Annotated in this window: 17 protein-coding genes and 1 pseudogene; 4 read left to right on the forward strand and 14 right to left on the reverse strand. The window is 73.2% G+C overall.

What is annotated here, in order from left to right; all coding sequences use genetic code 11:
• Positions 1-62: 62 nt before the first annotated feature.
• A complete protein-coding gene (locus ACFY1T_RS02965) occupies positions 63-872 on the reverse strand; it encodes a class II aldolase/adducin family protein (RefSeq protein WP_390786709.1) in 810 nt (269 codons plus the stop codon).
• Between the two features lie 123 nt (positions 873-995).
• The gene (guaA, locus tag ACFY1T_RS02970; protein WP_030864279.1) at positions 996-2,588 is read right to left on the reverse strand and encodes a glutamine-hydrolyzing GMP synthase; all 1,593 of its coding nucleotides are present in this window, start codon (positions 2,586-2,588) and stop codon (positions 996-998) included.
• Positions 2,589-2,891: 303 nt separating this feature from the next.
• Between guaA and ACFY1T_RS02975 the strand changes: the two are divergent.
• Positions 2,892-3,188: pseudogene (locus ACFY1T_RS02975) on the forward strand (chorismate mutase); the annotation flags it as partial.
• Between the two features lie 353 nt (positions 3,189-3,541).
• Here the strand turns inward: ACFY1T_RS02975 and ACFY1T_RS02980 are convergent.
• The 7 genes from ACFY1T_RS02980 to ACFY1T_RS03010 form a co-directional block, all read right to left on the reverse strand.
• The gene (locus ACFY1T_RS02980) at positions 3,542-5,230 is read right to left on the reverse strand and encodes a peptidase (protein ID WP_390786710.1); all 1,689 of its coding nucleotides are present in this window, start codon (positions 5,228-5,230) and stop codon (positions 3,542-3,544) included.
• 126 nt (positions 5,231-5,356) lie between these two features.
• Positions 5,357-7,177, reverse strand: a complete 1,821-nt coding sequence (locus tag ACFY1T_RS02985; protein WP_390786711.1) for a GMC oxidoreductase — start codon at positions 7,175-7,177, stop codon at positions 5,357-5,359.
• Between the two features lie 25 nt (positions 7,178-7,202).
• Positions 7,203-8,831, reverse strand: coding sequence for a succinic semialdehyde dehydrogenase (locus tag ACFY1T_RS02990; RefSeq protein WP_390786712.1), 1,629 nt, complete (start codon positions 8,829-8,831; stop codon positions 7,203-7,205).
• Positions 8,832-8,924: 93 nt separating this feature from the next.
• Positions 8,925-10,559 carry a serine/threonine-protein kinase gene (locus ACFY1T_RS02995; protein ID WP_390786713.1) on the reverse strand — a complete coding sequence of 545 codons (1,635 nt, stop codon included), beginning with the start codon at positions 10,557-10,559 and terminating at the stop codon, positions 8,925-8,927.
• 124 nt (positions 10,560-10,683) lie between these two features.
• Positions 10,684-13,518, reverse strand: a complete 2,835-nt coding sequence (locus ACFY1T_RS03000; protein WP_390786714.1) for a serine/threonine protein kinase — start codon at positions 13,516-13,518, stop codon at positions 10,684-10,686.
• A 169-nt stretch (positions 13,519-13,687) separates the two neighbouring features.
• Positions 13,688-16,309, reverse strand: a complete 2,622-nt coding sequence (locus ACFY1T_RS03005) for a serine/threonine-protein kinase (RefSeq protein WP_390786715.1) — start codon at positions 16,307-16,309, stop codon at positions 13,688-13,690.
• 161 nt (positions 16,310-16,470) lie between these two features.
• The gene (locus tag ACFY1T_RS03010) at positions 16,471-18,177 is read right to left on the reverse strand and encodes a glycerol-3-phosphate dehydrogenase/oxidase (RefSeq protein WP_390786716.1); all 1,707 of its coding nucleotides are present in this window, start codon (positions 18,175-18,177) and stop codon (positions 16,471-16,473) included.
• 260 nt (positions 18,178-18,437) lie between these two features.
• Between ACFY1T_RS03010 and ACFY1T_RS03015 the strand changes: the two genes are divergently transcribed.
• Positions 18,438-19,709 (forward strand): nucleotide sugar dehydrogenase, encoded by a 1,272-nt coding sequence (locus ACFY1T_RS03015; RefSeq protein WP_390786717.1) that lies wholly within the window; start codon positions 18,438-18,440, stop codon positions 19,707-19,709.
• A 13-nt stretch (positions 19,710-19,722) separates the two neighbouring features.
• Positions 19,723-20,214, forward strand: a complete 492-nt coding sequence (locus ACFY1T_RS03020) for a hypothetical protein (protein ID WP_390786718.1) — start codon at positions 19,723-19,725, stop codon at positions 20,212-20,214.
• 68 nt (positions 20,215-20,282) lie between these two features.
• Here ACFY1T_RS03020 and ACFY1T_RS03025 read toward each other — a convergent pair whose 3' ends face one another.
• From ACFY1T_RS03025 to ACFY1T_RS03040, 4 genes are all read right to left on the reverse strand, one after another.
• Positions 20,283-21,407 carry a GuaB3 family IMP dehydrogenase-related protein gene (locus tag ACFY1T_RS03025; protein ID WP_030864311.1) on the reverse strand — a complete coding sequence of 375 codons (1,125 nt, stop codon included), beginning with the start codon at positions 21,405-21,407 and terminating at the stop codon, positions 20,283-20,285.
• Positions 21,408-21,543: 136 nt separating this feature from the next.
• Positions 21,544-23,043 (reverse strand): IMP dehydrogenase, encoded by a 1,500-nt coding sequence (gene guaB, locus ACFY1T_RS03030; RefSeq protein WP_030864313.1) that lies wholly within the window; start codon positions 23,041-23,043, stop codon positions 21,544-21,546.
• A gap of 111 nt (positions 23,044-23,154) precedes the next feature.
• Positions 23,155-23,784, reverse strand: coding sequence for a sigma-70 family RNA polymerase sigma factor (locus tag ACFY1T_RS03035; protein ID WP_030864315.1), 630 nt, complete (start codon positions 23,782-23,784; stop codon positions 23,155-23,157).
• A 397-nt stretch (positions 23,785-24,181) separates the two neighbouring features.
• A complete protein-coding gene (locus ACFY1T_RS03040; RefSeq protein ID WP_003948568.1) occupies positions 24,182-24,793 on the reverse strand; it encodes a response regulator transcription factor in 612 nt (203 codons plus the stop codon).
• 379 nt (positions 24,794-25,172) lie between these two features.
• On the opposite strand from ACFY1T_RS03040, the gene ACFY1T_RS03045 reads away from it, so the two are divergent.
• Complete coding sequence (locus ACFY1T_RS03045; protein ID WP_030864318.1) at positions 25,173-25,499, forward strand: WhiB family transcriptional regulator; 327 nt, start codon at positions 25,173-25,175, stop codon at positions 25,497-25,499.
• Positions 25,500-25,623: 124 nt separating this feature from the next.
• Here the strand turns inward: ACFY1T_RS03045 and ACFY1T_RS03050 are convergent, their stop codons facing one another.
• The gene (locus ACFY1T_RS03050; RefSeq protein ID WP_030864320.1) at positions 25,624-26,541 is read right to left on the reverse strand and encodes a LysR family transcriptional regulator; all 918 of its coding nucleotides are present in this window, start codon (positions 26,539-26,541) and stop codon (positions 25,624-25,626) included.
• Between the last annotated feature and the right edge of the window lie 23 nt (positions 26,542-26,564).

Here is a 26,564-nt window from a genome sequence, read left to right on the forward strand (position 1 = left end):
CGATGTCAGAGCAGGTGATAAACCGTTCATGATGTTGACGCCACCCGCCCGGCCCGGTGTTTTCAGGGTGCGACGGTCTGCCAGAGCGGCTGGTAGCTGACCCAGGCGGCGAGATCCGAGCCGAAACGCTCCCGCGCGGCGAGGGCGGCGCGGTGGTCGATCGCCGCCGGCTTCCCGGCGGCCCGCGCGATCAGCTGCACCTGCGCCGCGCGCTCCGCCGCGACGAACCACCAGGCCGCCGCGTCCACCGAGTCGCCGACCGTCAGCATCCCCCGGTTGCGCAGGACGAGCGCCTTGTACGGGCCCAGCGCGAGGGCGATCCGCACGGCGTCCTGCGGCCCGGCGAACCCGTCCAGGAGCGCGTGGTCCTCGTAGAAGGCGCAGGCCTCCTCGCTGATCGGGGCGAGCAGCTCGCCGAGCGCGGCCAGCGCCCTGCCGTACGGGGCGTGCGCGTGCACCACCGCGACCGCGTCGGGGCGGGCCCGGTGCACGGCCGCGTGCACGGCGAAGGCCAGCTCGTTGACCCGGCGCGCGCCCCGGCGCACGCGCCCGTCCCCGTCGACGAGCAGCAGGTCGTCGGCGCCGAGCGCGGACAGGGCCTGCCCGAACGGGTTCACCCAGTGGCAGTCCGCGAACTCCGGGTCCCGCACCGTGATGTGCCCGGCGACCCCGTCCTCGTACCCGAGGCGGCCGAACAGCCGCAGCGCCCCGGCGAGCCGCTCCTTGCGGTACGCGCGCTCCTCGGCCGGGTCGGTGTGGACGGGCGGCAGCGCGAAGCGCAGCCGGTCCACCGGTACGGGCGCGGGCGCCGGGGTGCGCGCGGGCACCGGTCCGGGTGCGGGCACCGGTCCGGGCGCGGGCTGATCCGGCATGACCCCCTCCTTCGGCTCGCCGCGCAAGGTACCGGCGGCCGCGCCAAGTGGCCATACACGCGGCGAAGCCGCCGCTCCCCGGGGGAACGGCGGCTTCGGCCACGTGCGCGCAAAGGGTGGGGACTACTCCCACTCGATGGTGCCCGGGGGCTTGCTCGTGCAGTCGAGGACGACGCGGTTCACGTCGGGCACCTCGTTGGTGATGCGGGTGGAGATCCGCGCGAGCACCTCGTACGGCATGCGCGTCCAGTCCGCGGTCATCGCGTCCTCGGACGAGACGGGGCGCAGCACGATCGGGTGGCCGTAGGTGCGGCCGTCGCCCTGGACGCCGACGCTGCGGACGTCCGCGAGCAGGACGACCGGGCACTGCCAGATCTCGCGGTCCAGGCCGGCCGCGGTCAGCTCGTGGCGGGCGATGGCGTCGGCCTCGCGGAGCAGGTCCAGGCGCTCCTTGGTGACCTCGCCGACGATGCGGATGCCGAGGCCCGGGCCCGGGAAGGGCTGGCGCTGGACGATCTCGTCGGGCAGGCCGAGCTCCTGGCCGACCATCCGGACCTCGTCCTTGAACAGCTGGCGCAGCGGCTCGACGAGCTCGAACTCGATGTCGTCGGGCAGGCCGCCCACGTTGTGGTGGGACTTGATGTTGGCGGTGCCGGTGCCGCCGCCGGACTCGACGACGTCCGGGTACAGGGTGCCCTGGACCAGGAAGGCGACCGCGGGGCCGTCCTCCTGGAGGATCTCCAGCTGGGCCTGCTCGAAGACGCGGATGAACTCGCGGCCGATGATCTTCCGCTTGGTCTCCGGGTCGGAGACGCCGGCGAGCGCGTTCAGGAAGCGCTCCTGCGCGTCGACGACCTTCAGCTGCACGCCGGTGGCGGCGACGAAGTCCTTCTCGACCTGCTCGGTCTCGCCCTTGCGCATCAGACCGTGGTCGACGTAGACGCAGGTCAGCTGGGAGCCGATGGCCTTCTGGACGAGGGCCGCGGCGACCGCGGAGTCCACGCCGCCGGAGAGGCCGCAGATGGCGCGCTTGTCGCCGACCTGCTCGCGGATGGCCGCGACCTGCTCCTCGACGATGTTGCCGGTGGTCCAGGTGGGCTCCAGGCCGGCGCCGCGGTAGAGGAAGTGCTCCAGGACCTGCTGGCCGTGCGTGGAGTGCATCACCTCGGGGTGGTACTGCACGCCGTACAGCTTCTTCTCGTCGTTCTCGAAGGCCGCGACCGGGACGACGTTCGTCGACGCGGTGACGCTGAAGCCCTCGGGGGCGGCGGAGCAGGCGTCGCCGTGGGACATCCACACCGACTGGTTCTCGGGGGTGCCCTCGAAGAGGGTGGAGCCGGTCTTGGAGACGGCGAGCGGCGTACGGCCGTACTCGCGGGCGCCGGTGTTGTCGACGGTGCCGCCGAGGGTGGTCGCCATCAGCTGGAAGCCGTAGCACATGCCGAAGACGGGGACCCCGGCACCGAAGAGCGCCTTCGCGTCGTCCAGGCGCGGGGCACCCTCCTCGTACACGGAGGACGGGCCGCCGGAGAGGATGATCGCCTTCGGGTCCTTGGCGAGCATCTCGGCCACCGGCATCGTGCTGGGGACGATCTCGCTGTAGACCCGTGCCTCGCGGACGCGGCGGGCGATGAGCTGGGCGTACTGGGCGCCGAAGTCGACGACGAGAACCGTGTCCGGGGCGCTGTCGTGGGCGGCGGAGGGTGCTTCTGGCACGGGGCGGCCTTCCGGCGGAAGAGGGTGGCTGTTTTGTCGATTCTACCGGTGGCGCCGGCTGCCACTTTGTCGCACCATCCGAGGCCCACGTCACGCGGGCGGCGGACGGGGCGTCTCACGATCCGGGCCGGGTTGGTCCGGAACGGGGCGGGGGGCCATAATCCGGTTCATGCGCAAGCAGCTGAGCTTCCTCTTTACCTATGGCACCGGCCGGTCCGGTCGCCATGGGTCCGTGTGATGCTCGCTTGAGCCGCTGACTTCCCAGAGCGCCCCGGTCCGACAGGACCGGGGCGCTCTGGCGTTTCCGCTCCTGCCGGTACGAACCACAGGAGTAAGAACATGACCGTGACCACCACCCCCGCGCAGCTGATCGCCGAGTCCCGCGAGCGGATCGACGCCATCGACGACCGGATCATCGGACTGATCCAGGAGCGGATGGCCGTCTCGACCGTCATCCAGGAGGCCCGCATCTCCTCGGGCGGCCGCCGGGTGCACCTCTCGCGCGAGATGGAGGTGCTCGCGCACTGGAGCGACGCCCTCGGCAAGCCGGGTACCACCCTCGCGATGACCCTGCTGGAGCTGTGCCGCGGCCGGGTCTGAGGCCCGCGCCCGGTCCGAGGCCCGCGCCCGGTCCGGGTCCCTCGCCGGGCCTTACGCCTGTTCGTCACTCGTCCGGACCGTGACCGGCCCCGGCGCCCTTCGTTGGTGTGGATGGCCGCGTCAGCCAGGCGCGGGACCGCAGCACCACGCGTGGCTCTTCGGGAGCGATGAGACGTACGGCCCTTCGGGAGGTACGTCGTGGGACCTCGCTCCTTCGCGTGACCGGACGGCAGGGGACAGCAGCCCGGTCACCCCAAAAAAACGGCCGGCCCGGGGGACGCCCCGGACCGGCCGTTCTGCATCTTCCGCTGCTGCGCGCGGCCGCACGGCCGCGTGCCCGCGTGCCCGCGTGCTTACGCGTGCCCGCCGGAGCGGCGGCGCACCCCCACGTACAGCGCACCGCCGACGGCCACCGCACCCAGCGCGCCCAGCGCGATCGGGCCGACGGAGCTGCCGGTCGAGGCCAGGTTGCCGCCCGTACCGCCGGCGGCGGACACGGACGTGCTCGGCGAGGCCGACGCCGAAGCCGAGGCGGAGGCGCTGGCCGACGGGGACGGCGACGCGGAGGCCGAGCCGGACGGGCTCGGGCCCGTACCGCCCTTGACCTCGACCGCGAACACGGCCTTGGCGTTGGCCGCGACCGGGTCGAAGGAGAGCGGCTTGGTGCCGCCCGCGACCGGCTCGCCGACGGTGACCGAGCCCTTGGCGTCCGCCACGGCCTTCTCGATCTTCATCGTGAACCGGCCGGTGTACGTACCGGGGGCGTCCGCGAACAGCCCGCCGTCGCAGAAGTAGCGCGGCGCGCCCAGCCGGTCCGTGCGGTCACTGCCGTCGGCGTTGACCGCGCGGCAGTTCAGGGGCACGCCGGTGACCTGCACGCCGGCCGGCACGACGATGTCGGTACGGGCCACGCTCTGGCCCGAGCGCAGGTTGCTGATCACGGCCGGGCCCTTGTTGCGGAAGCCGAGCTCGGCCGCGACCGTGTCGCCCACCTTGCCCGAGGGCGAGGCGGTGACCGCCTCGAAGTCGGCCCGGGCGCCCTTGGCGGTGAACTCGAAGCTGCGCTCGTTGTCGGCGGGGTCGAGGTCGGTGTCCTCGGCGCGCCGGGCGGTGCCGGGGGCCATGTTGGAGTCCGTGACCGGCACCGCGGCCGAGGCCTTGACCAGCTTCAGCGTCTTGCCGGTGGCCGGCTTGCCGTCGTTCGCGTCCTTGGCCGGCGCCGGGTCGGGGACGACCCCGTACCGCAGCCGGTCCTGGTGGGCGCGCTCGGTGGTCTTGAGGTGCAGCGGGGTCTCGGGGGCGAGCCGGTAGGACTCGCCCGGCAGGAACTCGCCCTCGACGCGGCAGACCGTGGTGGCGCCCCTGCCGCCGTGGTCCGCGCGCCGGCAGTTGTCGTACGCCTCCGCCGGCTCCACGCCGGCCGAGGCGTCCAGCTCCAGCGCGACCGACCGGGCGGCGAGCGTGCCCCGGTTCGCGAAGGCCAGCGGGAGGTCCTGCTGCTCGCCGGCCGTCACCTCGGACTTGAGGCTCAGCTCACCCAGGTGCAGGTCGGGGCCGCCGACGGTCAGCCTGGTGGTGACCGTCGTGACGCTCGCGCCCGCCACCTGGCCGCTGACCGCGATCTCGCCGCTCGCGCCGTTCTTGCTGCCCTTGGCGGCGGAGACCAGCAGGTCGAAGGCGTTGGCGTTCGCGGCGCCCCCGACCGACAGGCCCTGCTGCTTGCAGACGATCGCGGTGGCGCTCGTCGTGCAGTTCGGCCGGGGCTTGGCCGGGTCGAGCCGGACCGAAGCCGCCCCGGCGGCCTTGGTCAGGTCGACGGTAACGGTGAACTCGCCCGGGAAGCTGTTCCCGGGGCCCACGTAGTCCAGCTCGTAGCGGAGGCTGCGCTCCTTCGACGCGCCCGAATCCGGGTACGGCTGGAGCACCAGGGCGGAGGGGCCGTTCAGGGGGAAGACCGGTTCCGCGGCGAGCGCGGGGGCGGCCGCGCCGAGGCTCAGCGCCGCCAAGCCCGTAGCGGCCAAAAGGGAGATGCGCTTGTCCATGAAGATCGAGACCGCCGAGTACGGGTCTCGGTTGCCCCCTTCGGAGGGTGACGGGCATCACATGCAACCATCCGGACTGATCACCTGTCACTTATGTACGCGCCGGGCGGGCCCGCGGGGCGGCCGTCAGGCCTTCTTCGGAACCTCCGGTACCGGCAGCAGCAACGGCAGCCGCAGCGCGCCGAAGGCTTCCTTCGGGACCGCCGGACGGGCCGGTTCCACCGCAGCCAGGCGGGTGTAGGCCGCGCCCTGCTCCGGCCGCGGGTCCCGATCGCCCTTGTTCGGCCAGTACGACATCGCCCGCTCAGCCTGCGCCGTGATCGTCAGCGACGGATTGACGCCGAGGTTCGCGGAGACCGCCGAGCCGTCCACCACCGAGATGCCCGGGTGCCCGTACAGCCGGTGGTACGGGTCCACCACGCCCTCCTCCGCGGAGGCGCCGATCGGGCACCCGCCGAGGAAGTGCGCGGTCAGCGGGGTGCCCATCAGCTCCCCGATGTTGCTGCCGGGGAAGCCGTTGATCTCCTCGGCCAGCAGGGTGGCGGCCTCGGTGGCCTCCTTGATCTGCACCGGGTTCGGGGCGCCGTGCCCCTGGCGGGCGGTGAGCAGCCCCTTGCCGAGCCCGCCGGGCCTGCGGTACGTCGTCAGCGAGTTGTCCAGCGACTGCATGACGAGCCCGATGATCGTCCGCTCCGACCAGCGCCGGTTGGAGAGCGAGCGCGCGAGCTGGACCGGGTGCCTGGCCGTCCGGGCGAACCAGGCCCGCACCCGGTGCCTGGCGTACGGCACCTGGAGGACGGTCATGAACCCCATCGCGTTGGAGCCCTTGCCGTAGCGGACGGGCTCGATGTGGGTGTCGGCGTCGGGGTGCACGGACGAGGTGATCGCGACGCCCCGGGTGAAGTCGGCCCGCTGCTGCGTACCGGGGCCGCGGCCGTGGCGCCTGCGGTAGCGGCGGTCGTCGGTCTGCGCGCCGACCAGCCCCTCGGAGTTGGTCCGGGTCAGCTCGCCGAGCCGGGCCGAGAGGCGCGGGAGCAGCCCGTTGTCCTTCATGGTGTGCAGCAGGGTCTGGGTGCCGTACGTGCCCGCCGCGACGACCACGTACCGGGCGCGCAGCTCCTTGGAGGCGCCCCGGCGGCGGGCGTCGGTGGGGACGGTGCGGACGCGGTACCCGCCCTTTGCGTGCTCGGCGAGCGCGGTGACGGTGGTCATCGGGTGGATGACGGCTCCGGCGCGCTCGGCGAGGTGGAGGTAGTTCTCGTTCAGCGTGTTCTTCGCGCCGTGCCGGCAGCCGGTCATGCACTCGCCGCACTCGGTGCAGGCCTTGCGGGCGGGGCCGACGCCTCCGAAGTAGGGGTCGGGGACCTCCTCGCCGGGGCGGGCCGTGGGTCCGCTCCCGGCCTCGGCGTCCGCGCCGTCGCCGAAGAAGACGCCGACCGGGGCCATGTGGAAGGAGTCCCCGACGCCCATCTTCTCGGCGGCGGCCTTCAGGTGGACGTCGGAGGCGGTCATCGTCGGGTTGAGGCGTACGCCCAGCATCCGCTTGGCCTGGTCGTAGTACGGGGCGAGTTCCTCGCGCCAGTCGGTGATGGAGGCCCACTGCCGGTCCTCGAAGAAGGCGGTGGGCGGCACGTACAGGGTGTTGGCGTAGTTGAGCGAGCCGCCGCCCACACCGGCGCCCGCGAGCACCATCACGTTGCCGAGCAGGTGGATCCGCTGGATCCCGTACAGCCCGAGGGCCGGGGCCCACAGGTAGTTCCGCAGGTCCCAGCTGTTGCGGGGCAGGCTCTCGCGGGTGAACCGGCGCCCCGCCTCCAGGACGCCGACCCGGTACCCCTTCTCGGTCAGCCGCAGCGCCGAGACCGATCCTCCGAAGCCCGATCCGATGACGATGACGTCGTAGTCGTACGCGTTCTCGCTGTCGTACTCGTCGGTGTTGTCCGACACTGCGGTGCCTCCCGGGCGGTGGTGCCTAACGGAATCGGAGCGTCTTCATGACCTTGAGGCTGCGGGTCATGAACGCCGCGTACTTCTCGTCGTCCATGCCCAGCGAGGGCGCCATCGGGAGCAGCCGCTGGTGGGCGACGGTCTGGGCCTCGGTGTACTTGAGGATGCCCTCGGAGCCGTGCCGGCGGCCGAGGCCGGAGTCCTTCATGCCGCCCATGGGCGCCTGGGCGCTGCCGTAGGCGGGTGCGTAGCCCTCGTTGATGTTGACGGTGCCGGTGCGCAGGCGGGCGGCGACGGCGTGGCCGCGGCGGGCGTCCTTGGTCCAGACGCTGGAGTTGAGCCCGTACGCGGTGGAGTTGGCCTGCGCGATCGCCGCGTCCTCGTCGGTGAACCGGTAGATCGAGACGACCGGGCCGAACGTCTCCTCGCCGCAGACCGCCATCGGCGCCTCGACGCCGTCCAGGATGGTGGGCTCGTAGAAGAGCGGGCCGATGTCGGGGCGGGCGGTGCCGCCCGCGACCAGGGTCGCGCCCTTGGCGACGGCCTCGTCCACGTGCCGCTGCACGGTCTCCAGCTGGCGCTCGCCGACGAGCGAGCCCATGTCGGCGCCGTACGCGAGGGAGGCGCCGAGCCGCATGGCCTTCGTACGGGCGGCGAACCGCTCGACGAACGCGTCGGCGACCGAGGCGTGGACGTACAGCCGCTCGATGGAGATGCACAGCTGGCCGGCGGAGGAGAAGCAGGCACGGACGGCTCCCGCCGCGGCCTTCTCGACGTCGGCGTCGGCGAGGACGAGCATGGCGTTCTTGCCGCCGAGTTCGAGGGTGACCCCGACCAGGCGGGCGGCCGCGCCCCGGGCGACCTCGCGGCCGGTGCGGGTGGAGCCGGTGAAGGAGACGTAGTCGGCGTGCCGGACCACCTCGGGGCCGACGACGGGTCCGTCACCGAGGACGATCTGGAAGACCTCGGCGGGCAGTCCGGCCTCGATCAGCAGGTCGCGGGCCCACAGGGCGGTGAGCGCGGTCTCGGTGTCGGGCTTCATGACGACGGCGTTGCCGGAGACGAAGGCGGGCAGCGCGTCGCCGACGGAGAGTTCGAGGGGGTAGTTCCAGGGGGCGATCTGGCCGACGACCCCGCGCGGCTGGCGCAGCTCGGTGACCTTGGTGAGGGTGGGGATGGCGCCCGTGTGGCCCTTGGGGCGCAGGTACGAGGGGGCCTTGCGGCCGTAGTGGCGGGCGGCGACGGCGACCGCCTGGACCTCCTCGTGGGCGTGCAGACGGGCCTTGCCGGTCTCCAGCTGGATGAGGTCGAGCACCTCGGCCTGGCGGGCCAGGACCAGGTCGTGGAAGCGGAGCAGTACGGCGGCCCGCTTGCGTACGGGGACGGCGGCCCAGGCGCCCTGGGCGGCGCGGGCCCGGTCGAAGGCCCCGGCGACGTCCTCGGGGGTGGCCTCGGGGAGGTCCGCCAGCTTCGCCCCGGTGAAGGGGCTGTGGTTGGCGGTCCGGCCGGAGCCGATCACTCCGCGGGTGAGCCGGGTGACCAGGTCGGGGGTCACCACGTCGGCGGCGGTGCGGGCACCGGCCGGGGCCGGGGCGACCGGGTTGGTGGGCTGCGGTGCGCTGCGGAGGGGGGCCGGGGCCTGCGAGTCCGTCATGGCGGTGAGCGTATTCCGCCCGGAGGCCTTTGGGTACCCGTCGGTAACCGGATTTTGCCATTTCTGCCAGCGATCGCTGGCAGGGTGCCGGAATCAGGGCTTCGCGGCGGGCGGCTTCCAGCCGCTCAGCACGACGTCGAACTGCTGCTCGGTCGTGGCCCAGTCCGCGGCCGGGCTCGACATGTAGATCGCGTACTCCGTGCCGTCCGGGGCGATGTACATCTGCTCCTTCGCCCGGCGCGGACCCGGGTGGTTCTGCTTCTCCGTATAGGTGAATTCCCAGAGCGCGGCCCGAGTGCTGTCCCGGAAGGTGTTCTGGTTCAGCCGCACCTTCTTGTAGTTCATCCGCACCGAGACCTTCGTCTCCAGGTCGAGCAGGTGCGCGTACGGGTCCCGGTAGTCCGGGGTGGAGTCGGAGGCGATGCGGATGAAGTGCTTCCCGTCGTCGGGCGTGTAGTCGATCTGGTCGCCGTTCGCCTGGCGGGTCCAGCCCTCGGGGACGAACAGCGTGAAGCCCGCCAGGGGGTCGACGACCTTGGTGTACCCGGCGGGCGGAGCGGCATCGGCGACCCCGTCCTGCCGGTCGGGGGCGCTCGCGTTCTTGTCGCCGCCGCCCCCCGCGTCATCCCCGGTGAACTTCAGGACGCCGAATACGGCGCCGCCGCCGACCAGCGCCGCCACGAGGGCGATGGCGGCGGCCCGCTTGATCCACCCGCCGCCCGGGGCCGCGGGTGCGGGGCCGGCCTGTTCGGGCAGGGCGGCGGTGCGCGCCGGATCGGGCGCGGGGGCCGGGGCGGGTGCGGGGGCCGCTTCCGGCTCCGCTTCCTCGGCCTCGGCGTCGGCGAGCTCCTCGGGGGTCACCGCGCGCGTGGGTACGTACGCCTGCGCCGCCCTCGGCTGGCGGCCCTCCATGGCCTCGATCAGCATCCGCTCGGTCTCCTGCGCCGAGGGCCGCTCGTCGGGGTCCTTGCGCAGCAGGGCGGTGATGACCGGGCCCAGCGCGCCCGACTGGCGCAGCGCCGGCGGCTCGTCGTTGACGACGGCCTGGAGGCTGGAGATGGGCGAGGTGCGGCGGAAGGGCGAGCGCGCCTCGACCGCCGTGTACAGGGTCGCGCCGAGCGACCACAGGTCCGACGCGGTGCCGGGCGTTCCGCCGGTGACCCGCTCCGGGGCCAGGTAGTCGATGGAGCCGACGATCTCGCCGGTCCGCGTGATGGAGGAGTCGCCCTCGATCGCGGCGATCCCGAAGTCCGTGAGCAGGACCCGGCCGTCCTTGGCGAGCAGCACGTTGCCGGGCTTGACGTCCCGGTGCAGGACGCCGACCGCGTGCGCGGCGCGCAGCGCGCCCAGTACGTGGAGGCCGATCCGGGCCGCCTCGGGGGGCTCGATCCGCCCGGCCGCCTTGGCCGCGTCCGCGAGGGAGGGCCCGTCGATGTACTCCATGACGATCCACGGCCGGTCGTCGTGCTCCAGTACGTCGTGGACGACCACGACCGCCGGATGCTGGATCCGGGCCGCGGCCCGGGCCTCCTTCTGGGTCCGGGCGTGCAGCACCTCCCGGTCGGCCTGGGCCACGTACAGACCCGCCGTCAGTTCCTTGACGGCGACGGTCCTGTGCAGCAGCTCGTCATGCGCGCGCCACACTTTGCCCATGCCGCCGCTGCCGATGGGCTCCACGAGCCGGTACCGGCCAGCGAGCACCGCGCCCGCACCTGTCTGCTGTTCCACGAAACCCCGCCACTCTGTGCACTTCGGGCCAGATTACGGAGCGCTTGGGGCTCCTGGAACCGTGAAGGCGCGGTTCCGGCAGCACTGTGACGCAATCGCCGTACTGAGTCACCGTCAGTCGGCCTCAACCACCCGATTTGTAACTCCCCGTGGCCTTTTCGAAGACCTCGGTGACCTTGCCTTCGCCGTCCTGCGGACCGCTCACCATGACGACGTGGTAGCTGCCGCCGAGCGCCACGACGAAATTCCGGGCAACGACGTTGCGGCCGGTGCCGTCGATCCAGGTGTACCGGCCGGTGACGCGGAGCTGGTCGCCGACCTTGGTGGTCTTGACGTCGCCGCCGCTGGCCCAGGTGGAGGACCGGTAGGGGGCCAGCTCCGGCTCCTTGTCCTTCTGGTAGGTCGCCGGGTCGGGATTGCCGTCGACCTTGTCGCGACCGGGGACGACGGTCAGGACGTACTGGCCGTCGGTGTACCGGACCTGCCCCGCCTCGTTCATCCCGCGCCGCTCCCAGCCGCCCGGAACGGCGATCTCGAAGTGCTCGGGATCCTGCTGGGTGGTGTATCCGGGGGGAGCCGAGGCGGGGGCGGCGGGGCTCTGGCTGGGCGAGGGCTTCGGCGACGCGGGGGCCGAGGGCTCGCGGGAGGGGGCCTGCGTGGGTGACTTGGCGACGGCGGCGGGCTCCTGCCCGGACTTCTCGGGCAGGAAGAGGAGGGCGTAGGCGACCGCTCCGGAGAGCAGGACGAGGACGCCGAGGAGCAGGCTCCGCCCGAGGGAGCGGGGCTTTCGGGCGGCGGCGGGATTGCGGTGGCGGCCGTGCAGGTCGCCGCGCCGGCGTACGACGGGCAGCCGTGCGGGATCCGGCTCCGGCATCGGGAGGGCCGTCGCGCCGCCGTCCGGCTCGGGAGCCGACCGTACGAGCGAGCGCAGCCAGCCGCGGAGCTCCTCGAAGTCGGGCCGCTCGGTGGGGTCCTGGCGCAGCAGCGACTCCACGACGGGGCGCAGCGGACCGCACTCCTCGGCGAAGGCCGGGGGCTCGGCGCAGACCATGTCGACGAGCTCGGTGACGCTGTCCTCGGGGTACGGCGCGTGCCCCTGGACGGCGCGGTACAGCAGCGCGCCGAGCCCCCAGAGGTCGGTGGCGGGCCCGACGGGCGCGGCCAGCTGCCAGGGCCCGGTGACGGACCCGGCCTGCTCGGGAGCCCACCGCTCGGTGACGGCCCCGACGACGGCCATCCGGGTCAACCGGGCCCGCTCGGCCCCCAGTCCCCGAAGCCCGCCCTCGCCCCATCCCGCGGCCGGCGCCCCGGCCCGCGGGCCCCCGTCCGGCACGGCGTTCCCTGACCGGAGCCGGTCGTCCGGCTGCCCGGGGATCCCGTACGGGGCCGCGCCCGGCTCCTCGGCCCCGGGCCGCCGCGGGAGCGGGTGCGCGGTCGGGTCCGGGGCGTCGGACCCGTTCGGCCGGGGCGGGCCGGGCTCGCCGGACGGCAGGTACGAGGCCATGTTCGGGCCCGCCACACCGGTGCCGTGCGGCGGGGTCCGGCCGGCGAGGAGGGACGGGAGCGGGACTTCGGTCCGCGGGGAGCGGGGGCCGCCGTGCCCACCGGGTCCGCCGTGCTCGCTCGTGCGGAGGTGGGCGGCCGGGTCCGGGGCCTCGGCCTGGCGGTAGCCCTCGGGCAGGGCCAGTTGCGCGGGCAGCGCGGGACGGCCCGGCGCGGACTCGGGCCGCGGCTCGGGCCGCGGCTCGGGCCGCGGCTCCGGCTCGGGCCGCGGCTCCCGGTCCGGCTCCCGCTCCGGCTGCGACGGCCCGGCAGGCGGAAGTGCGGCCTGCCGGCGCGGCGTCGCCCCGTGCCACGGCGTGCCCGTACCGCTCTCCGGCCCCCCGTACGGGTACGAGTACCCCTGCGGGAGGTTCGACCCCTGCGGCCTCGGCTCCGGCGCCGGATCGGACCCGCCCCTGCGCTGCTCGGTGACCCGCGCGGCGGCCTGCGCCCCCGCCCGGTACGCGGCGATGGCCCCGGCGCGGGCGGCCGCCTTGAGGTCGGGCCGCTCCCCCGTCGCGCCGGGGGTGATGTGGTCGGAGTACCGCGGGCCCGTGTCGTACCCGGGCGCCACGAGCGGCGCGTAACCGCCCCCGCCCGGAACGCCGTCCGCCCCGTCGCCCGCCGGCTCGCCACCCCGTACGGCCAACCCCGCGGCGGGCGGCGCGTCCCGCCCCTCCGCCCCGCCGGGGCGCGGCTCCACGCCCGGCACCGCGGTCGGGTCCGCGGTCGGGTCCGCGGCCGGGTCCGCGGTCGGGTCCGGCGCGGCACCGGAACTCCGGACCGTGCTCCAGCCCTTGGCCGGTGGCGGGGGGTCCCAGGTCTCGGCACGGGGCCGCGCGGACTCCGCGGGCACCGGGTCGTAGCCGCACAGGGCGTCCTCCGCGGCGCCCGCCGCCAGGCCCGTCAGGACGACCCGGCCGTCATCGCATATCAACACGGTCCGGACCGTGATGTTCCGGTGCGTCCAGCCGTGCGCGTGCAGCACCCGCAGGGCGGTCAGGACGTCCGCCGCCACCTCCGCCGCCCGGTACGGGCTCAGCGGTTCCTCGGCGATGAGTGCGGCCAGCGGGCGCGCCGGCACCAACTCGCTCACTATCCAGAGCGACCCGCCCTCGGCGAACACGTCGAAGACCTGGTCCAGCCGGGGATGGTCCGGTACGGACGCGGCCGCCTGTGCGGCGGCGATCGCACGGCGCACGGCCGGGAGTTCCCCCAGGGCGGCCGCCGGAGGCCTCGGCGTCTGCCCGTCCAGCAGCTCGGCGTCCACGATCTCGGGTAACGGCACCTGCCGTACCAGGACTTCCTGTCCGCTGCGCGTGTCGAAGGCGCGGGTCTCGACCAGTTCGTACTCGTCCGACGGCGGCAGCGGCAGACGGTAGCGGTCGGCCAGGATCCGGCCCGCGTAGTCCTCCACTTCGCCTCCCCCGAGTGCCGGGGCGCACGTCCCCCATGGCCCCACTGCCACGATACGTCGCGCAGGGCGCCCGCGTCCCGGGGCTGGAAAGGCTCGTCACCCGTCAGTGCGAGGGCCGTCGTCCCGGTGGACCCGCCGGTGCGTCACCCGCCGGCCCGGCGAGGCCGGTTCAGCCGAGGGGCTGGAAGGTCGCGAACGCCGTGTTGCGCATCGTGGTGCACTCCGGGCCGTCCCACTGGTCGGCCGGACAGCTGATCATGATGGCGTAGCCGTGCTTCGCGTCCACCTTGAAGCCGCGGTTGAGCACGCGGACCTTCATGCCCTTCTGCTCCCGCTCGAACTCCCAGTCCGCGACGGTCGGGTAGCCGTTGTACTCCACCGTGTCGATCCGGAGCGTGCGGTAGTTGGTGCTGGAGCCCGCCGTTCCGGCGACCGCCTCGGCCCATGCGGCGCGGGCGTCGTTGCCGGGGCTGTTGGTGTAGTCGACCTGGATGCGCGGGAAGCCGCCGTCGCGGCTGTATATCGCGCCGGAGTTCTCGCCGGCTATGCCCGTCACCTTGAAGCCCGACGGCATCGCCATCGAGAAGTGGAAGCCCGGGTCCGTCACCTTCGCGTAGCCGTCGGGGAGCGCTGCTCCGGGACCGCCCGGAGTGGAGCCCTGCCCCTGGCTCTGGCCTTGTCCCTGGCTCTGTCCCTGCCCTTGGCCCTGGCCCTGCTGGCCGCCCGGGGACTGGCCCTGGCTCGGCTCGCCACCGGCACTGCCGGTGCCGCCCTTGCCCGACGTGGCGTTGGTCTCGCCGCTCTTGGGGGACGGGGTGGGGTTCGGGCTGCCGGAGACCGTCGTACCCGGGCCGCCCTTGCCCTCCTGCTTCTTCTTGTCCGCCGCGTCGTCACCGCTGAACGCGTACGCGATGAGCAAACCGATCACGGCGAGCGCGACGACCACGCCCGCTATCGCGAGGGCGATCGTACGGCGGGACATGACGTCGGTCAGCGGCGCCGGGACCGGCGAGGGCCGGCCCGAAACCGGCGCGGGGACCGGGGACTCGGCCGCCGAGGCCGCCGTGGTCGCCGCCGCGGCGGCAGCCGCCTTGCGGGTCGCCTTCAGCGCGGCGCGGGCCCGTTCGCGCTGCTCGCGCTCGAGCCGGTCGCGCTCCTTCTTCTCCGCCTTTTCGGCGGCCCGTTCGGCCGCCTTCTCGGCGGCGGCCTTCGCCGCGGCCTCCTTGGCGTCGGCCAGGGAGATCTGCCGGGTCTCCTCGACGGCCGGGGCGAGGACCGGGGCGGGCACCGGCTCCGGCGCGTTGACGACGGCGGTGAGCATCGCCCGCGCACGGTCGTCGTCGAGGCGGTGGGCCGGGTCCTTGGCGAGCAGGCCGTAGATGACCTCGGTCAGCGGACCGGCGTTCTTGGGCGGCTCCACCGGCTCGGTCATCACGGCGGTGAGGGTGGCGAGCGCGGACCCCTTGTCGTACGGGGGAACGCCTTCGACGGCGGCGTACAGCAGGCCGCCGAGGGACCACATGTCGGCGGGCGGGCCGGGCTTCTGACCGCGGGCGCGCTCGGGGGAGATGTAGGAGGGGGCGCCGACGAGCATGCCGGTCGAGGTGACGGAGGGGTCGCCCTCGACCTGGGCGATGCCGAAGTCGGTGAGGACGACGCGACCGGTGCGGGCGATGAGCACGTTGGACGGCTTGACGTCCCGGTGCAGGATGCCCTGGCCGTGCGCGGCGCGCAGGACGTCGAGGACGGCGAGGCCGACCTCGGCGGCGCGGTGGGGGGTCAGCGGGCCGTTCTCACGGATGAACTCGGCCAGCGAGGGGCCCTCGATGAGCTCCATGACGATCCACGGGCGGCCGTCCTCGTCGACGACGTCGAAGACGGTGACGGCGCCGCCGCTGCGGATGCGGGCGATGGCCTTGGCCTCGCGCAGCGTCCGGGTGATGAGGCGGCGCTTCTCGTCCTCGTCGACGCCGGTGCTGAAGCGGAGTTCCTTGACCGCGACGGTCCGGCCGAGGGTCTCGTCCTCGGCGCGCCAGACGGTGCCCATGCCGCCCTTGCCGAGCACCTCGCGCAGCCGGTAGCGCCGCGCGAGCAGGCGTCCCTCGTCCTGCCCGCCTTCGGCGGCCTTGGCGGCGGCTGCCTTGACGGCAGCGGCGACGGCGTCGGCCTTCTCGACGACGGGGTTGGCCGCGGGGGCCTTCTTCTCGTCCGCCGCCACGGCGGGCTTGCCGAGGTCCGGCTTCGCCGCGGCCGGGCGGGCAGGCTCCGCTTCTTGCGACGCGGCGGCCCTGCCCGCACCCGCCGCCGGCTCCGCGACGCCGCCGGCCTCGGCCGGGTCGGTCTTGCCCATGTCGATCTTGGCCGGGTCGGACTTCGCCGTGTCGGCCTTGGCCGCGGCCGGCTCCTTGGCCTTCGGCTCCGCCGACACGGCGGCCGACGCTGCGGACTTGCCCGGACCGGCCTTCGCCGCGGACGGGCCGGCCTTCGCCGCGGACGGGCTCACCGGCTTCGCGTCGGCCGGCTTCGCGTCCGAAGGCGACGCGCCGTCACCGGCGGCGGCACCCGCCGCAGGCTCGGCGTCCTCGATCGCCGCCGCGTCCGCGCCCGGTTCGGGCTTCGCGCCGTCAGGCTCCGCCGCGGGCGGGGCGGCAGGCTTCGCAGTGCCCGGCTTCACCGCCGACGGAACAGCCGACTCCGCCACGGGCGCGGCGGCAGGCTTCGCCGCACGCGGAGCCTCCTGCTTCGCCGCAGGCGACTCGGCGGGCGACTCGGTGTGCTCCGGCTTCGACATGCGTCCCCTCTGCGATCGTGCCGCCTGCTGCCCCCGGTATCCCCGGTGGCCCGCTCCGGGAGAACCCGTGCGGTAACCCGCCCCGGCAGAACCCTCATTGTTCCTCACTCCGCAACGGACGGGCGCCCCGGGTCCGCGGTTCCCCCCTCCGCATCCCGGAGTTACAACGGAACGATGTCGGGAGCCCCCAACCGCGCCGCATCCGCCGTCTGGTCGTCCGGCTGACGCTGCGATTCCCGTTCCGCCTGCACCCGCTTCTCGTAGTGTTCCACTTCCTTCTCGATCTGCTGCTTGTCCCACCCCAGGACCGGAGCCATCAGCTCCGCGCACTCACGCGCCGACCGCGTCCCCCGGTCGAACGTCTCGATCGAGATCCGCGTCCGCCGCGTCAGTACGTCGTCCAGGTGCCGTGCCCCCTCGTGCGAGGCCGCGTACACCACCTCGGCCCGCAGGTAGTCGTCCGCCCCGCCCAGCGGCTGCCCCAGCCCCGGGTCCGCCGCGATCAGGTCCAGCAGTTCGTCCGTCATCGAGCCGTACCGGTTCAACAGGTGTTCCACCCGCGCCACGTGAAGACCCGTCCGGGCCGCGATCCCGGCCCGCCCGTTCCACAGGGCCCGGTACCCCTCCGCCCCCACCAGCGGCACGTCCTCCGTCACGCACTCCGCGACCCGCTGGTCCAGCCCGTGCACCGCCTCGTCGACCGCGTCCTTCGCCATCACCCGGTACGTCGTGTACTTGCCGCCCGCCACCACCACCAGCCCCGGCACGGGATGCGCCACCGTGTGCTCGCGCGAGAGCTTGCTCGTCGCGTCCGACTCGCCGGCCAGCAGCGGCCGCAGGCCCGCGTACACCCCTTGTACGTCGTCCCTCGTCAGCGGCACCGCCAGCACCGAGTTGACGTGCTCCAGCAGGTAGTCGATATCCGCGCTCGACGCCGCCGGATGCGCCTTGTCCAGGTCCCAGTCCGTGTCCGTGGTGCCCACGATCCAGCTGCGGCCCCAGGGGATGACGAAGAGCACGGACTTCTCGGTGCGCAGGATCAGGCCCGTCGAGGAGTGGATCCGGTCCTTCGGTACGACCAGATGGATGCCCTTCGACGCCCGGACGTGGAACTGCCCCCGCTCTCCGATCAGCGCCTGCGTGTCGTCCGTCCACACCCCGGTCGCGTTCACGATCTGCCGCGCGCGGATCTCGTACTCGCCGCCGCCCTCCACGTCCTGCACGCGCGCCCCGACGACCCGCTCGCCCTCCCGCAGGAAGCCGACCACCCTCGCCCGGTTGGCGCACTGGGCCCCGTACACCGCCGCCGTCCGCACCAGCGTGGCCACGTACCGCGCATCGTCCATCTGGGCGTCGTAGTACTGCAGCGCGCCCACCAGCGCGTCCTTGCGCAGCGCCGGCGCGACCCGCAGCGCGCGCCCCCGCGACAGGTGCCGGTGGACCGGCAGCCCCCGCCCGTGCCCGCTGGAGACCGACATCGCGTCGTACAGCGCGACGCCCGATCCGGCGTAGAACCGCTCCCAGCCCTTGTGCTGGAGCGGGTACAGGAACGGCACGGGCTTCACCAGGTGCGGAGCCAGCCGCTCCAGCAGCAGTCCGCGCTCCTTCAGGGCCTCCCGTACGAGGGCGAAGTCGAGCATCTCCAGATAGCGCAGGCCGCCGTGGATCAGCTTGCTGGACCGGCTGGAGGTGCCGGACGCCCAGTCCCTGGCCTCCACCAGCCCCGTGGAGAGGCCTCTGGTCGCGGCGTCGAGCGCGGTACCGGCGCCCACCACGCCCGCGCCCACCACCAGCAGGTCCAGTTCCCGCTCGGCCATCCGGGCGAGCGCCTCTTCACGCTGGACCGGCCCCAGTGTCGCTGTCCTCACGGCTGCCTCCCGTCGGTGCGGGTCGTTCCCGCTCGGTGCGGGTGACCCCGCTCACATCCCCCGCTCACGATTCTGACCCGCCGCACCGACATCAGCCACCGCCTGTGGACAACACAACGGCGACCATCACCCCGTAATACGACACATCGGTCATATATACGCCTAGTCTGACATCGCGCCAGCTCCACACTCCACCTGCACGGTCCACAGGAGTTGCGCACCCAGCCCCCTCATGCATGTCAGGGAAGGGACGGCACCCCATGCCCGCAGATCTCGCCGTCATCGGACTCGGCCACCTCGGCCTGCCGCTGGCCCAGGCGGCCGTCGCCGCCGGAATCGAGACGGTCGGCTACGACAGCGGTCCGGCGACGGCCGCAGCCACGGGATCCACCGGGGCCCCGGCCACCGCCACGGACTCCACCCTCACCGCCGCCGAGATCCGCCGCATGTCGGCCGCCGGCTTCCGGATCACCACCAACCCCGCCGAACTCGGCCGGGTCCGCACCGCCGTCATCTGCGCCCCCACCCAACTCGGCGCCGACCGCGCGCTCGACCTCTCCGCCGTCGGCGAGGCGGGCCGCACGCTCGCCGCCCGGCTGCGCCCGCACACCACCGTCATCCTCGAATCCGCCGCCCACCCCGGCGTCACCGAGGACTACCTGCGCCCCATCCTGGAGTCCGGCTCCGGGCTGCGCGCCGGCCGGGACTTCCACCTCGCCTACTCCCCCAGCCGCCTCGACCCCGGCAACCGGACGCACGGCATCGCCAACACCCCCAAGGTGATCGGCGGCCTCACCCCCGCCTGCACCGAGTCCGCGCACGCCTTCTACGCCCGCCTCACCGAGAAGGTGGTCCGGGCCCGCGGCCTGCGCGAGGCCGAGACCGTGCAGCTGCTGGAGACCAACTACCGGCACGTCAACATCGCCCTCATGAACGAGATGGCGGTGCTCTGCCACGACCTCGGCGTCGACCTCTGGGACGTCATCCGCTGCGCCGAGACCAAGCCGTACGGATTCCAGGCCTTCCGGCCCGGCCCGGGAGTCGGCGGCCGCAGCGTCCCCCTCGACCCCAACTACCTCCCCCACACCACCCGCACCCCGGGCCACCCCCTGCGCATGGTCGGCCTGGCGCAGGAGATCAACGGCCGGATGCCCCAGTACGTCATCCAGCGCTCGGCCACCCTGCTGAACGAACACGGGAAATCGGCCCGCGGCGCCCGGGTCCTGCTGCTCGGCGTCACGTACAAGCCCGACCTCGCCGACCAGGAGGGCTCGCCGGCCCGCGAGATCGCCAGCCGACTGCTCGACCTCGGCGCACTGGTCAGCTACCACGACCCGTACGTCGCCGGATGGCGCGTCAGGGACCGGCCCGTGCCCCGTGCCGAATCGCTGTACGAGGCCGCCGCCAACGCCGATCTGACGATCCTGCTCCAGCACCACCGCACGTACGACCTCCAAGGCCTCGCGGTCAAGGCGCAGTTGCTGCTGGACACCCGCGGGGCCAGCCCCGCGGGTGCGGCGCACCGGCTCTGACGCCGCCGACCACATGAGCCGGCCCATCCAGCCGCCCGCGCCCGGGTCCGGGTCCGGCGCACCCGTCGCGGCCCCCGCCGTCCCGCACCCCGCCGGGCCCACCCGCACCGGCAACATCGGCCTGGGCATCGCCGCGGCCGTGGTCGCCGCCCTGGCCGCGGCCGCCGCCTACGGCGGGATCATGAACGCGATCGACCGCCAGGCCGGCTACGCGGCGGTCGGCGTCGGCCTGCTGGTCGGCTTCGCCGCCGGCAAGGCCGGCGGCAGGCACCCGGCGCTCCCGGTGGTCGGCGCGGCCTTCTCCCTCTGCGCCGTCCACCTCGGCCAGCTGTTCTTCATCGCGCTGGCCCTGGCCGACCAAAGCCACGTCGGCCTCGGCGAGGTCTTCGGCGGGGCGGGCGTCGGCGGCCTGAGCGGCATCTGGCAGGAGGGCGCGGGCGCGATGGACTACGTCTTCCTCGCCATCGGCGGCTTCGCGGCCTTCGGCGCCGCGGGCAAGGCCTGAGCCGACGCCGAAGGGCCGGCTCCCCGATGCGGGGAGCCGGCCCTTCGTGCTCGCGTACGTGCGGCGGGTCAGCGGCGGTGCTGGGAGTCCGCGACCGTGACCTCCACGCGCTGGAACTCCTTGAGCTCGCTGTAGCCCGTGGTGGCCATCGAACGGCGCAGGGCGCCGAAGATGTTCATCGAGCCGTCCGGGGTGTGCGACGGGCCGGTGAGGATCTCCTCGGTGGTGCCGACCGTGCCCAGGTCGACCTTCTTGCCGCGCGGTACGTCCTCGTGGACGGCCTCCATGCCCCAGTGGTTGCCCTTGCCGGGCGCGTCGGTGGCGCGGGCCAGCGGGGAGCCCATCATCACGGCGTCCGCGCCGCAGGCGACGGCCTTCGGGATGTCGCCCGACCAGCCCACGCCGCCGTCGGCGATGACGTGCACGTACCGGCCGCCGGACTCGTCCATGTAGTCGCGTCGGGCCGCGGCCACGTCCGCGACGGCGGTCGCCATCGGGACCTGGATGCCGAGCACGTTGCGCGTGGTGTGCGCGGCGCCGCCGCCGAAGCCGACCAGGACGCCCGCCGCGCCGGTGCGCATCAGGTGCAGGGCCGCGGTGTACGTGGCGCAGCCGCCGACGATGACCGGGACGTCGAGCTCGTAGATGAACTGCTTGAGGTTCAGCGGCTCGGCGGCGCCGGAGACGTGCTCCGCCGACACGGTGGTGCCGCGGATCACGAAGATGTCCACGCCCGCGTCCACGACGGCCTTGGAGAACTCGGCGGTGCGCTGCGGGGAGAGCGCGGCGGCGGTGACGACACCGGAGTCGCGGACCTCCTTGATGCGCTGCCGGATCAGGTCCGCCTGGATCGGGGCGGAGTAGATCTCCTGGAGGCGGCGGGTGGCGGCCTCCTCGTCCAGCTCCGTGATCTCGTCGAGCAGCGGCTGCGGGTCCTCGTAGCGGGTCCACAGGCCTTCGAGGTTCAGCACGCCGAGGCCGCCGAGCTCGCCGATGCGGATCGCGGTCTGCGGGGAGACGACCGAGTCCATGGGGGCGGCGAGGAACGGGAGCTCGAAGCGGTAGGCGTCGATCTGCCAGGCGATCGAGACCTCCTTCGGGTCCCGCGTACGCCGGCTCGGGACGATGGCGATGTCGTCGAACGCGTACGCCCTGCGGCCGCGCTTGCCGCGCCCGATCTCGATCTCAGTCACGTGTGGTGGCCTTTCCTCTGGGTCTGCCCGTCCAGTATCCCCGAACCCCGGCGCCCCGCGTTCCGGTGACCGCCGTACGGACGCGACGCCAAGGGGGCGGGTCCGGCCGGACCCGCCCCCTTCACGCGCTGTGGACTCAGCCCTTGCGGCTGTAGTTCGGCGCCTCGACGGTCATCTGGATGTCGTGCGGGTGGCTCTCCTTGAGGCCCGCCGACGTGATGCGGACGAAGCGGCCGCGGTCCTGGAGCTCCGGCACCGTGCGGCCGCCGACGTAGAACATCGACTGGCGCAGGCCGCCGACGAGCTGGTGCACGACCGCGGAGAGCGGGCCGCGGTAGGGGACCTGGCCCTCGATGCCCTCGGGGATGAGCTTGTCGTCGCCGCCCACGCCCTCCTGGAAGTAGCGGTCCTTGGAGAAGGAGCGCTGGTCGCCGCGGGACTGCATCGCGCCGAGCGAGCCCATGCCGCGGTACGACTTGAACTGCTTGCCGTTGATGAAGAGCAGCTCGCCCGGGGACTCCTCGCAGCCCGCGAGCAGCGAGCCGAGCATCACCGTGTCGGCGCCGGCGACCAGCGCCTTCGCGATGTCGCCGGAGTACTGCAGGCCGCCGTCGCCGATGACCGGGACGCCGGCCGCCTTCGCGGCGAGGGAGGCCTCGTAGATGGCGGTGACCTGCGGGACGCCGATGCCGGCGACGACGCGGGTGGTGCAGATGGAGCCGGGGCCGACACCGACCTTGATGCCGTCGCAGCCGGCGTCGATCAGCGCCTGGGCGCCGTCGCGGGTGGCGACGTTGCCGCCGATGACGTCGACGGAGGAGTTCGACTTGATCTTGGCGACCATGTCGCCGACCAGGCGGGAGTGGCCGTGGGCGGTGTCGACGACGATGAAGTCGGCGCCGGCCTCGATCAGCGCCTGGGCGCGGTCGTACGCGTCACCGGCGACGCCGACCGCGGCGCCGACCAGGAGGCGGCCGTCCTTGTCCTTGGCGGCGTTCGGGTACTTCTCGGCCTTGACGAAGTCCTTGACCGTGATCAGGCCCTTGAGGATGCCCGCGTCGTCGACCAGCGGCAGCTTCTCGATCTTGTGGCGGCGCAGCAGCTCCATGGCGTCCACGCCGGAGATCCCCACCTTGCCCGTGACCAGCGGCATCGGGGTCATGACCTCGCGCACCTGGCGGCTGCGGTCCGACTCGAAGGCCATGTCGCGGTTGGTCACGATGCCGAGCAGCTTGCCGGCCGCGTCGGTGACGGGGACGCCGGAGATGCGGAACTTCGCGCACAGCTGGTCGGCCTCGCCCAGCGTCGCGTCCGGGTGCACCGTGATCGGGTCGGTGACCATGCCGGACTCGGAGCGCTTGACCAGGTCGACCTGGTTGGCCTGGTCGGCGATCGACAGGTTGCGGTGCAGGACGCCGACGCCGCCCTGGCGGGCCATCGCGATGGCCATGCGGGCCTCGGTGACCTTGTCCATGGCGGCCGAGAGCAGCGGCACGTTCACGCGGACGTTGCGCGAGATGAGGGAAGAGGTGTCGATCGCGTCAGGCGACATGTCCGACGCGCCCGGCAGCAGCAGCACGTCGTCGTAGGTCAGTCCGAGCGTGGCGAATTTGTCGGGCACTCCGTCGGCGGTCATGACACCTTCCCAAATGGTCTTGCTCAGCGCGGATGTCCATGCTAACGGGATCCCGACGCGTCTCATTCCACGACCAAGGTCAAGGAGAAGTTTCGTCTGTTCCTACGAAACTCACTGCTCGGCGAGCGCCCGCAACCGGCTGAGCGCGCGGTGCTGGGCCACCCGCACCGCACCGGGGGACATGCCGAGCATCTGCCCGGTCTCCTCGGCCGTCAGGCCGACCGCCACCCGCAGGACGAGCAGCTCGCGCTGGTTCTCCGGAAGGTTGGCCAGCAGCTTCTTGGCCCAGGCGGCGTCACTGCTCAGCAGCGCCCGCTCCTCCGGACCCAGCGAGTCGTCCGGCCGCTCCGGCATCTCGTCGGAGGGCACGGCCGTGCTGCCGGGGTGCCGCATGGCGGCCCGCTGCAGGTCGGCGACCTTGTGTGCGGCGATGGCGAAGACGAAGGCCTCGAAGGGGCGGCCGGTGTCCCGGTACCGCGGCAGCGCCATCAGGACGGCGACGCAGACCTCCTGCGCGAGGTCCTCCACGAAGTGGCGGGCGTCGCCCGGGAGCCGCGAGAGCCGGGTCCTGCAGTAGCGGATGGCCAGCGGGTGCACGAAGGCGAGCAGATCGTGCGTCGCCTGCTCGTCGCCCTCGACCGCTCTGCGTACGAGCGCGCTGACGGCCCCGGCGCTGCCGCTTTTGGCGGCGCCGGTGGAGCCTGTGGCCGTGGGTGACCCCTGGGCCTCGTCGTCGCGCATCAATCCATGGTGCCTTGGCGCCGGAGCATTCGCGCCGCCACGGCCCGTGTTGTGCGTCGAAGCGTTATGAGCGGGTGCGCCTGAGCTCATCACTGCGCCCTCCCCTCCCGCTCGACCGAATACTCCCCGAGGCCCCATCCCAGAAAATGCGCCACACCTCAAGCATGCGGCATCGCGCGCGAAGCGACACGTCCCCCGATTGTGCCCCGCCCATCCCCGGGTGCGCACCGGGTACGGGGGGACGGGAACGGACGACGCCGCGACGGGCGCACGACGGGCATGCGCGAGGACGGCCAGGGGCGCCGGGAGGGCCGGGGACGGCCGCTAGCGCGGCCTGCCGCCCCGCCCGCCGGTGGCGGACGGGACCGCTCTCAGCGTCCGGCCTGCGGCCTCGCGGTCAGCGGACCAGGCCCCAGCGGAATCCGAGCGCCACGGCGTGCGCCCGGTCCGAGGCGCCCAGCTTCTTGAACAGCCGGCGGGCGTGCGTCTTGACCGTGTCCTCGGAGAGGAAGAGCTCGCGCCCGATCTCCGCGTTGGACCGGCCGTGACTCATGCCCTCCAGCACCTGGATCTCGCGCGCGGTGAGCGTGGGCGCGGCGCCCATCTCGGCCGAGCGGAGCCGGCGCGGGGCCAGTCGCCAGGTCGGGTCGGCGAGTGCCTGGGTGACCGTGGCCCGCAGTTCGGCGCGCGAGGCGTCCTTGTGCAGATAGCCCCGGGCGCCGGCGGCGACCGCGAGGGCCACCCCGTCCAGGTCCTCGGCGACCGTCAGCATGATGATGCGGGCGCCCGGATCGGCCGAGAGCAGCCGGCGCACCGTCTCCACACCGCCCAGCCCCGGCATCCGTACATCCATCAGAATCAGGTCGGAGCGGTCGGCACCCCAGCGGCGGAGGACTTCCTCGCCGTTGGCAGCCGTCGTCACACGCTCGACGCCGGGCACGGTGGCAACCGCGCGACGGAGCGCCTCTCGGGCAAGCGGGGAGTCGTCGCAGACGAGGACGGAAGTCATGACCGCCCTCCGCAGCTGCTGATGCGCGTCACCTTGAGCCTCCAGGCTGGTACGTATCGTCACCTGTGCGGTCGATGCCCCCGGACACCTGTCCGAGAACTTCTTGGTTCAACCGCCTTCGCACTCTCAACGATGGTCACTCGAAAGAGTTACGGGTCGGACGGACACCTTCGGCACTCTACGTGAGGAAGCGATCACGACGCGGGTGCCACTCTCGGCGTGTCCTCCATCTGGAGCTATGCCCTATTTGGCGGCTTTTCTTCCGTTTGGCACGTGTCTGAGGCTAGATTCCCAATGAGTCATATTTACATCTACTACGACAGTAGGTGTGGAGACTTGGACCGTATCCGTCTCAGTACCGGCACCAAGAGGACTACCCATGGCAGATTTCTCCCGCCTCCCCGGACCGAACGCCGACCTCTGGGACTGGCAGCTGCTGGCCGCCTGCCGGGGGGTCGACAGCTCCCTCTTCTTCCACCCGGAAGGCGAGCGGGGCGCGGCGAGGAGTGCGCGCGAGGCCTCGGCTAAAGAGGTCTGCATGAGATGCCCGGTGCGCTCGGAATGCGCCGCGCACGCACTGGCCGTCCGCGAGCCCTACGGGGTGTGGGGCGGCCTCACCGAAGACGAGCGCGAAGAACTGATGGGACGCGCGCGCCACCGCCTGATCCCCGCGTCGAGCACGATCGGACCCCTTCCGCCGCACTGATCCACGGTTCGCCGAAACGTTCGAAGGAACGTTTCCCCAGCCTGCACGCGGACCGGACCCGGCCCGGAACGTCACGCGATTGGCCGTACCGCCGTACGTCGAGCCGACGTCGTACAGGGTGCGGTCAACGCGTGGCGGCCCGCTCCAGTTCGGCCAGGGTCGCCGCCACGGCCGGTACGCGCGCCAGGTCGGGCAGGGTCAGCGCGACGACCTCCCGCTCCACCGCGGGCTCCACGGCCACCGTGCTCACGCCCTTGGCCCGTACGGACTCCACCGCCAGCTCCGGCAGTACGGCGACGCCCAGCCCGGCGCCGACCAGGCCGACCACGGCCGGGTAGTCGTCGGTCGCGAAGTCGATGCGCGGGGTGAAGCCCACCTCCTCGCACACCTCCACCAGATGGCGCCGGCAGCGCGGGCAGCCGGCGATCCAGGGCTCGTCGGCCAGTTCCGCCATGCCCACCCGCTCGGCCCCCGCCAGCCGGTGCCCCTCGGGGACCAGCCCGACGAGCCGGTCCGTGAGCAGCGGCCGCACGACGAGGTCCTCCCACTCGCCCTCGGCGGCCGAGCCGCCGCCCGAGGGGGAGGCCGAGCCGTACCGGAAGGCCAGCGCCAGGTCGCAGTCACCCTCGCGCAGCATCTCCACCGACCGCGGCGGCTCCGCCTCGACCAGCGAGATCCGGGTGCCGGGGTGCTCGGCGCGCATCGCGGCCAGCGCGGTCGGCACCAGCGTGGAGCTGCCGCTGGGGAAGGACACCAGCCGGACCCGGCCCGCGCGCAGCCCGGCGATGGCCGCGACCTCCTCCTCTGCGGCGGTCAGCCCGGCGAGGATGCCGGCGGCGTGCCGGACCAGGGCCGTACCGGCCTGCGTCAGCCGCATCTCGCGGCCGGCCCGGACGAGCAGCGGGGTGCCGGCCGACTGCTCCAGCGCCTTCATCTGCTGGGAGACGGCGGGCTGGGTGCAGCCGAGCTCGCGGGCGGCGGCGGAGAAGGACCCGGTGCCGGCGACGGCGCGCAGCACCCGGAGATGACGTGCCTCGATCATCCTTCGAGCATAAGCCCGACTTT

The sequence above is a fragment of the Streptomyces sp. NPDC001194 genome (assembly GCF_042896985.1).
Classification (GTDB): Bacteria; Actinomycetota; Actinomycetes; order Streptomycetales; family Streptomycetaceae; genus Streptomyces.

What these genes read in the sequence shown, in the direction of transcription:
- ACFY1T_RS02965 (WP_390786709.1), bottom strand. Translation starts at nt 872, where the DNA reads ATGCCGGATCAGCCCGCGCCCGGACCGGTGCCCGCACCCGGACCGGTG.
- ACFY1T_RS02980 (WP_390786710.1), bottom strand. Translation starts at nt 5,230, where the DNA reads ATGGACAAGCGCATCTCCCTTTTGGCCGCTACGGGCTTGGCGGCGCTG.
- ACFY1T_RS02990 (WP_390786712.1), bottom strand. Translation starts at nt 8,831, where the DNA reads ATGACGGACTCGCAGGCCCCGGCCCCCCTCCGCAGCGCACCGCAGCCC.
- ACFY1T_RS03035 (WP_030864315.1), bottom strand. Translation starts at nt 23,784, where the DNA reads ATGCGCGACGACGAGGCCCAGGGGTCACCCACGGCCACAGGCTCCACC.
- ACFY1T_RS03020 (WP_390786718.1), top strand. Translation starts at nt 19,723, where the DNA reads ATGAGCCGGCCCATCCAGCCGCCCGCGCCCGGGTCCGGGTCCGGCGCA.
- ACFY1T_RS03005 (WP_390786715.1), bottom strand. Translation starts at nt 16,309, where the DNA reads ATGTCGAAGCCGGAGCACACCGAGTCGCCCGCCGAGTCGCCTGCGGCG.
- ACFY1T_RS03040 (WP_003948568.1), bottom strand. Translation starts at nt 24,793, where the DNA reads ATGACTTCCGTCCTCGTCTGCGACGACTCCCCGCTTGCCCGAGAGGCG.
- ACFY1T_RS03050 (WP_030864320.1), bottom strand. Translation starts at nt 26,541, where the DNA reads ATGATCGAGGCACGTCATCTCCGGGTGCTGCGCGCCGTCGCCGGCACC.
- ACFY1T_RS03045 (WP_030864318.1), top strand. Translation starts at nt 25,173, where the DNA reads ATGGCAGATTTCTCCCGCCTCCCCGGACCGAACGCCGACCTCTGGGAC.
- ACFY1T_RS03015 (WP_390786717.1), top strand. Translation starts at nt 18,438, where the DNA reads ATGCCCGCAGATCTCGCCGTCATCGGACTCGGCCACCTCGGCCTGCCG.
- guaB (WP_030864313.1), bottom strand. Translation starts at nt 23,043, where the DNA reads ATGACCGCCGACGGAGTGCCCGACAAATTCGCCACGCTCGGACTGACC.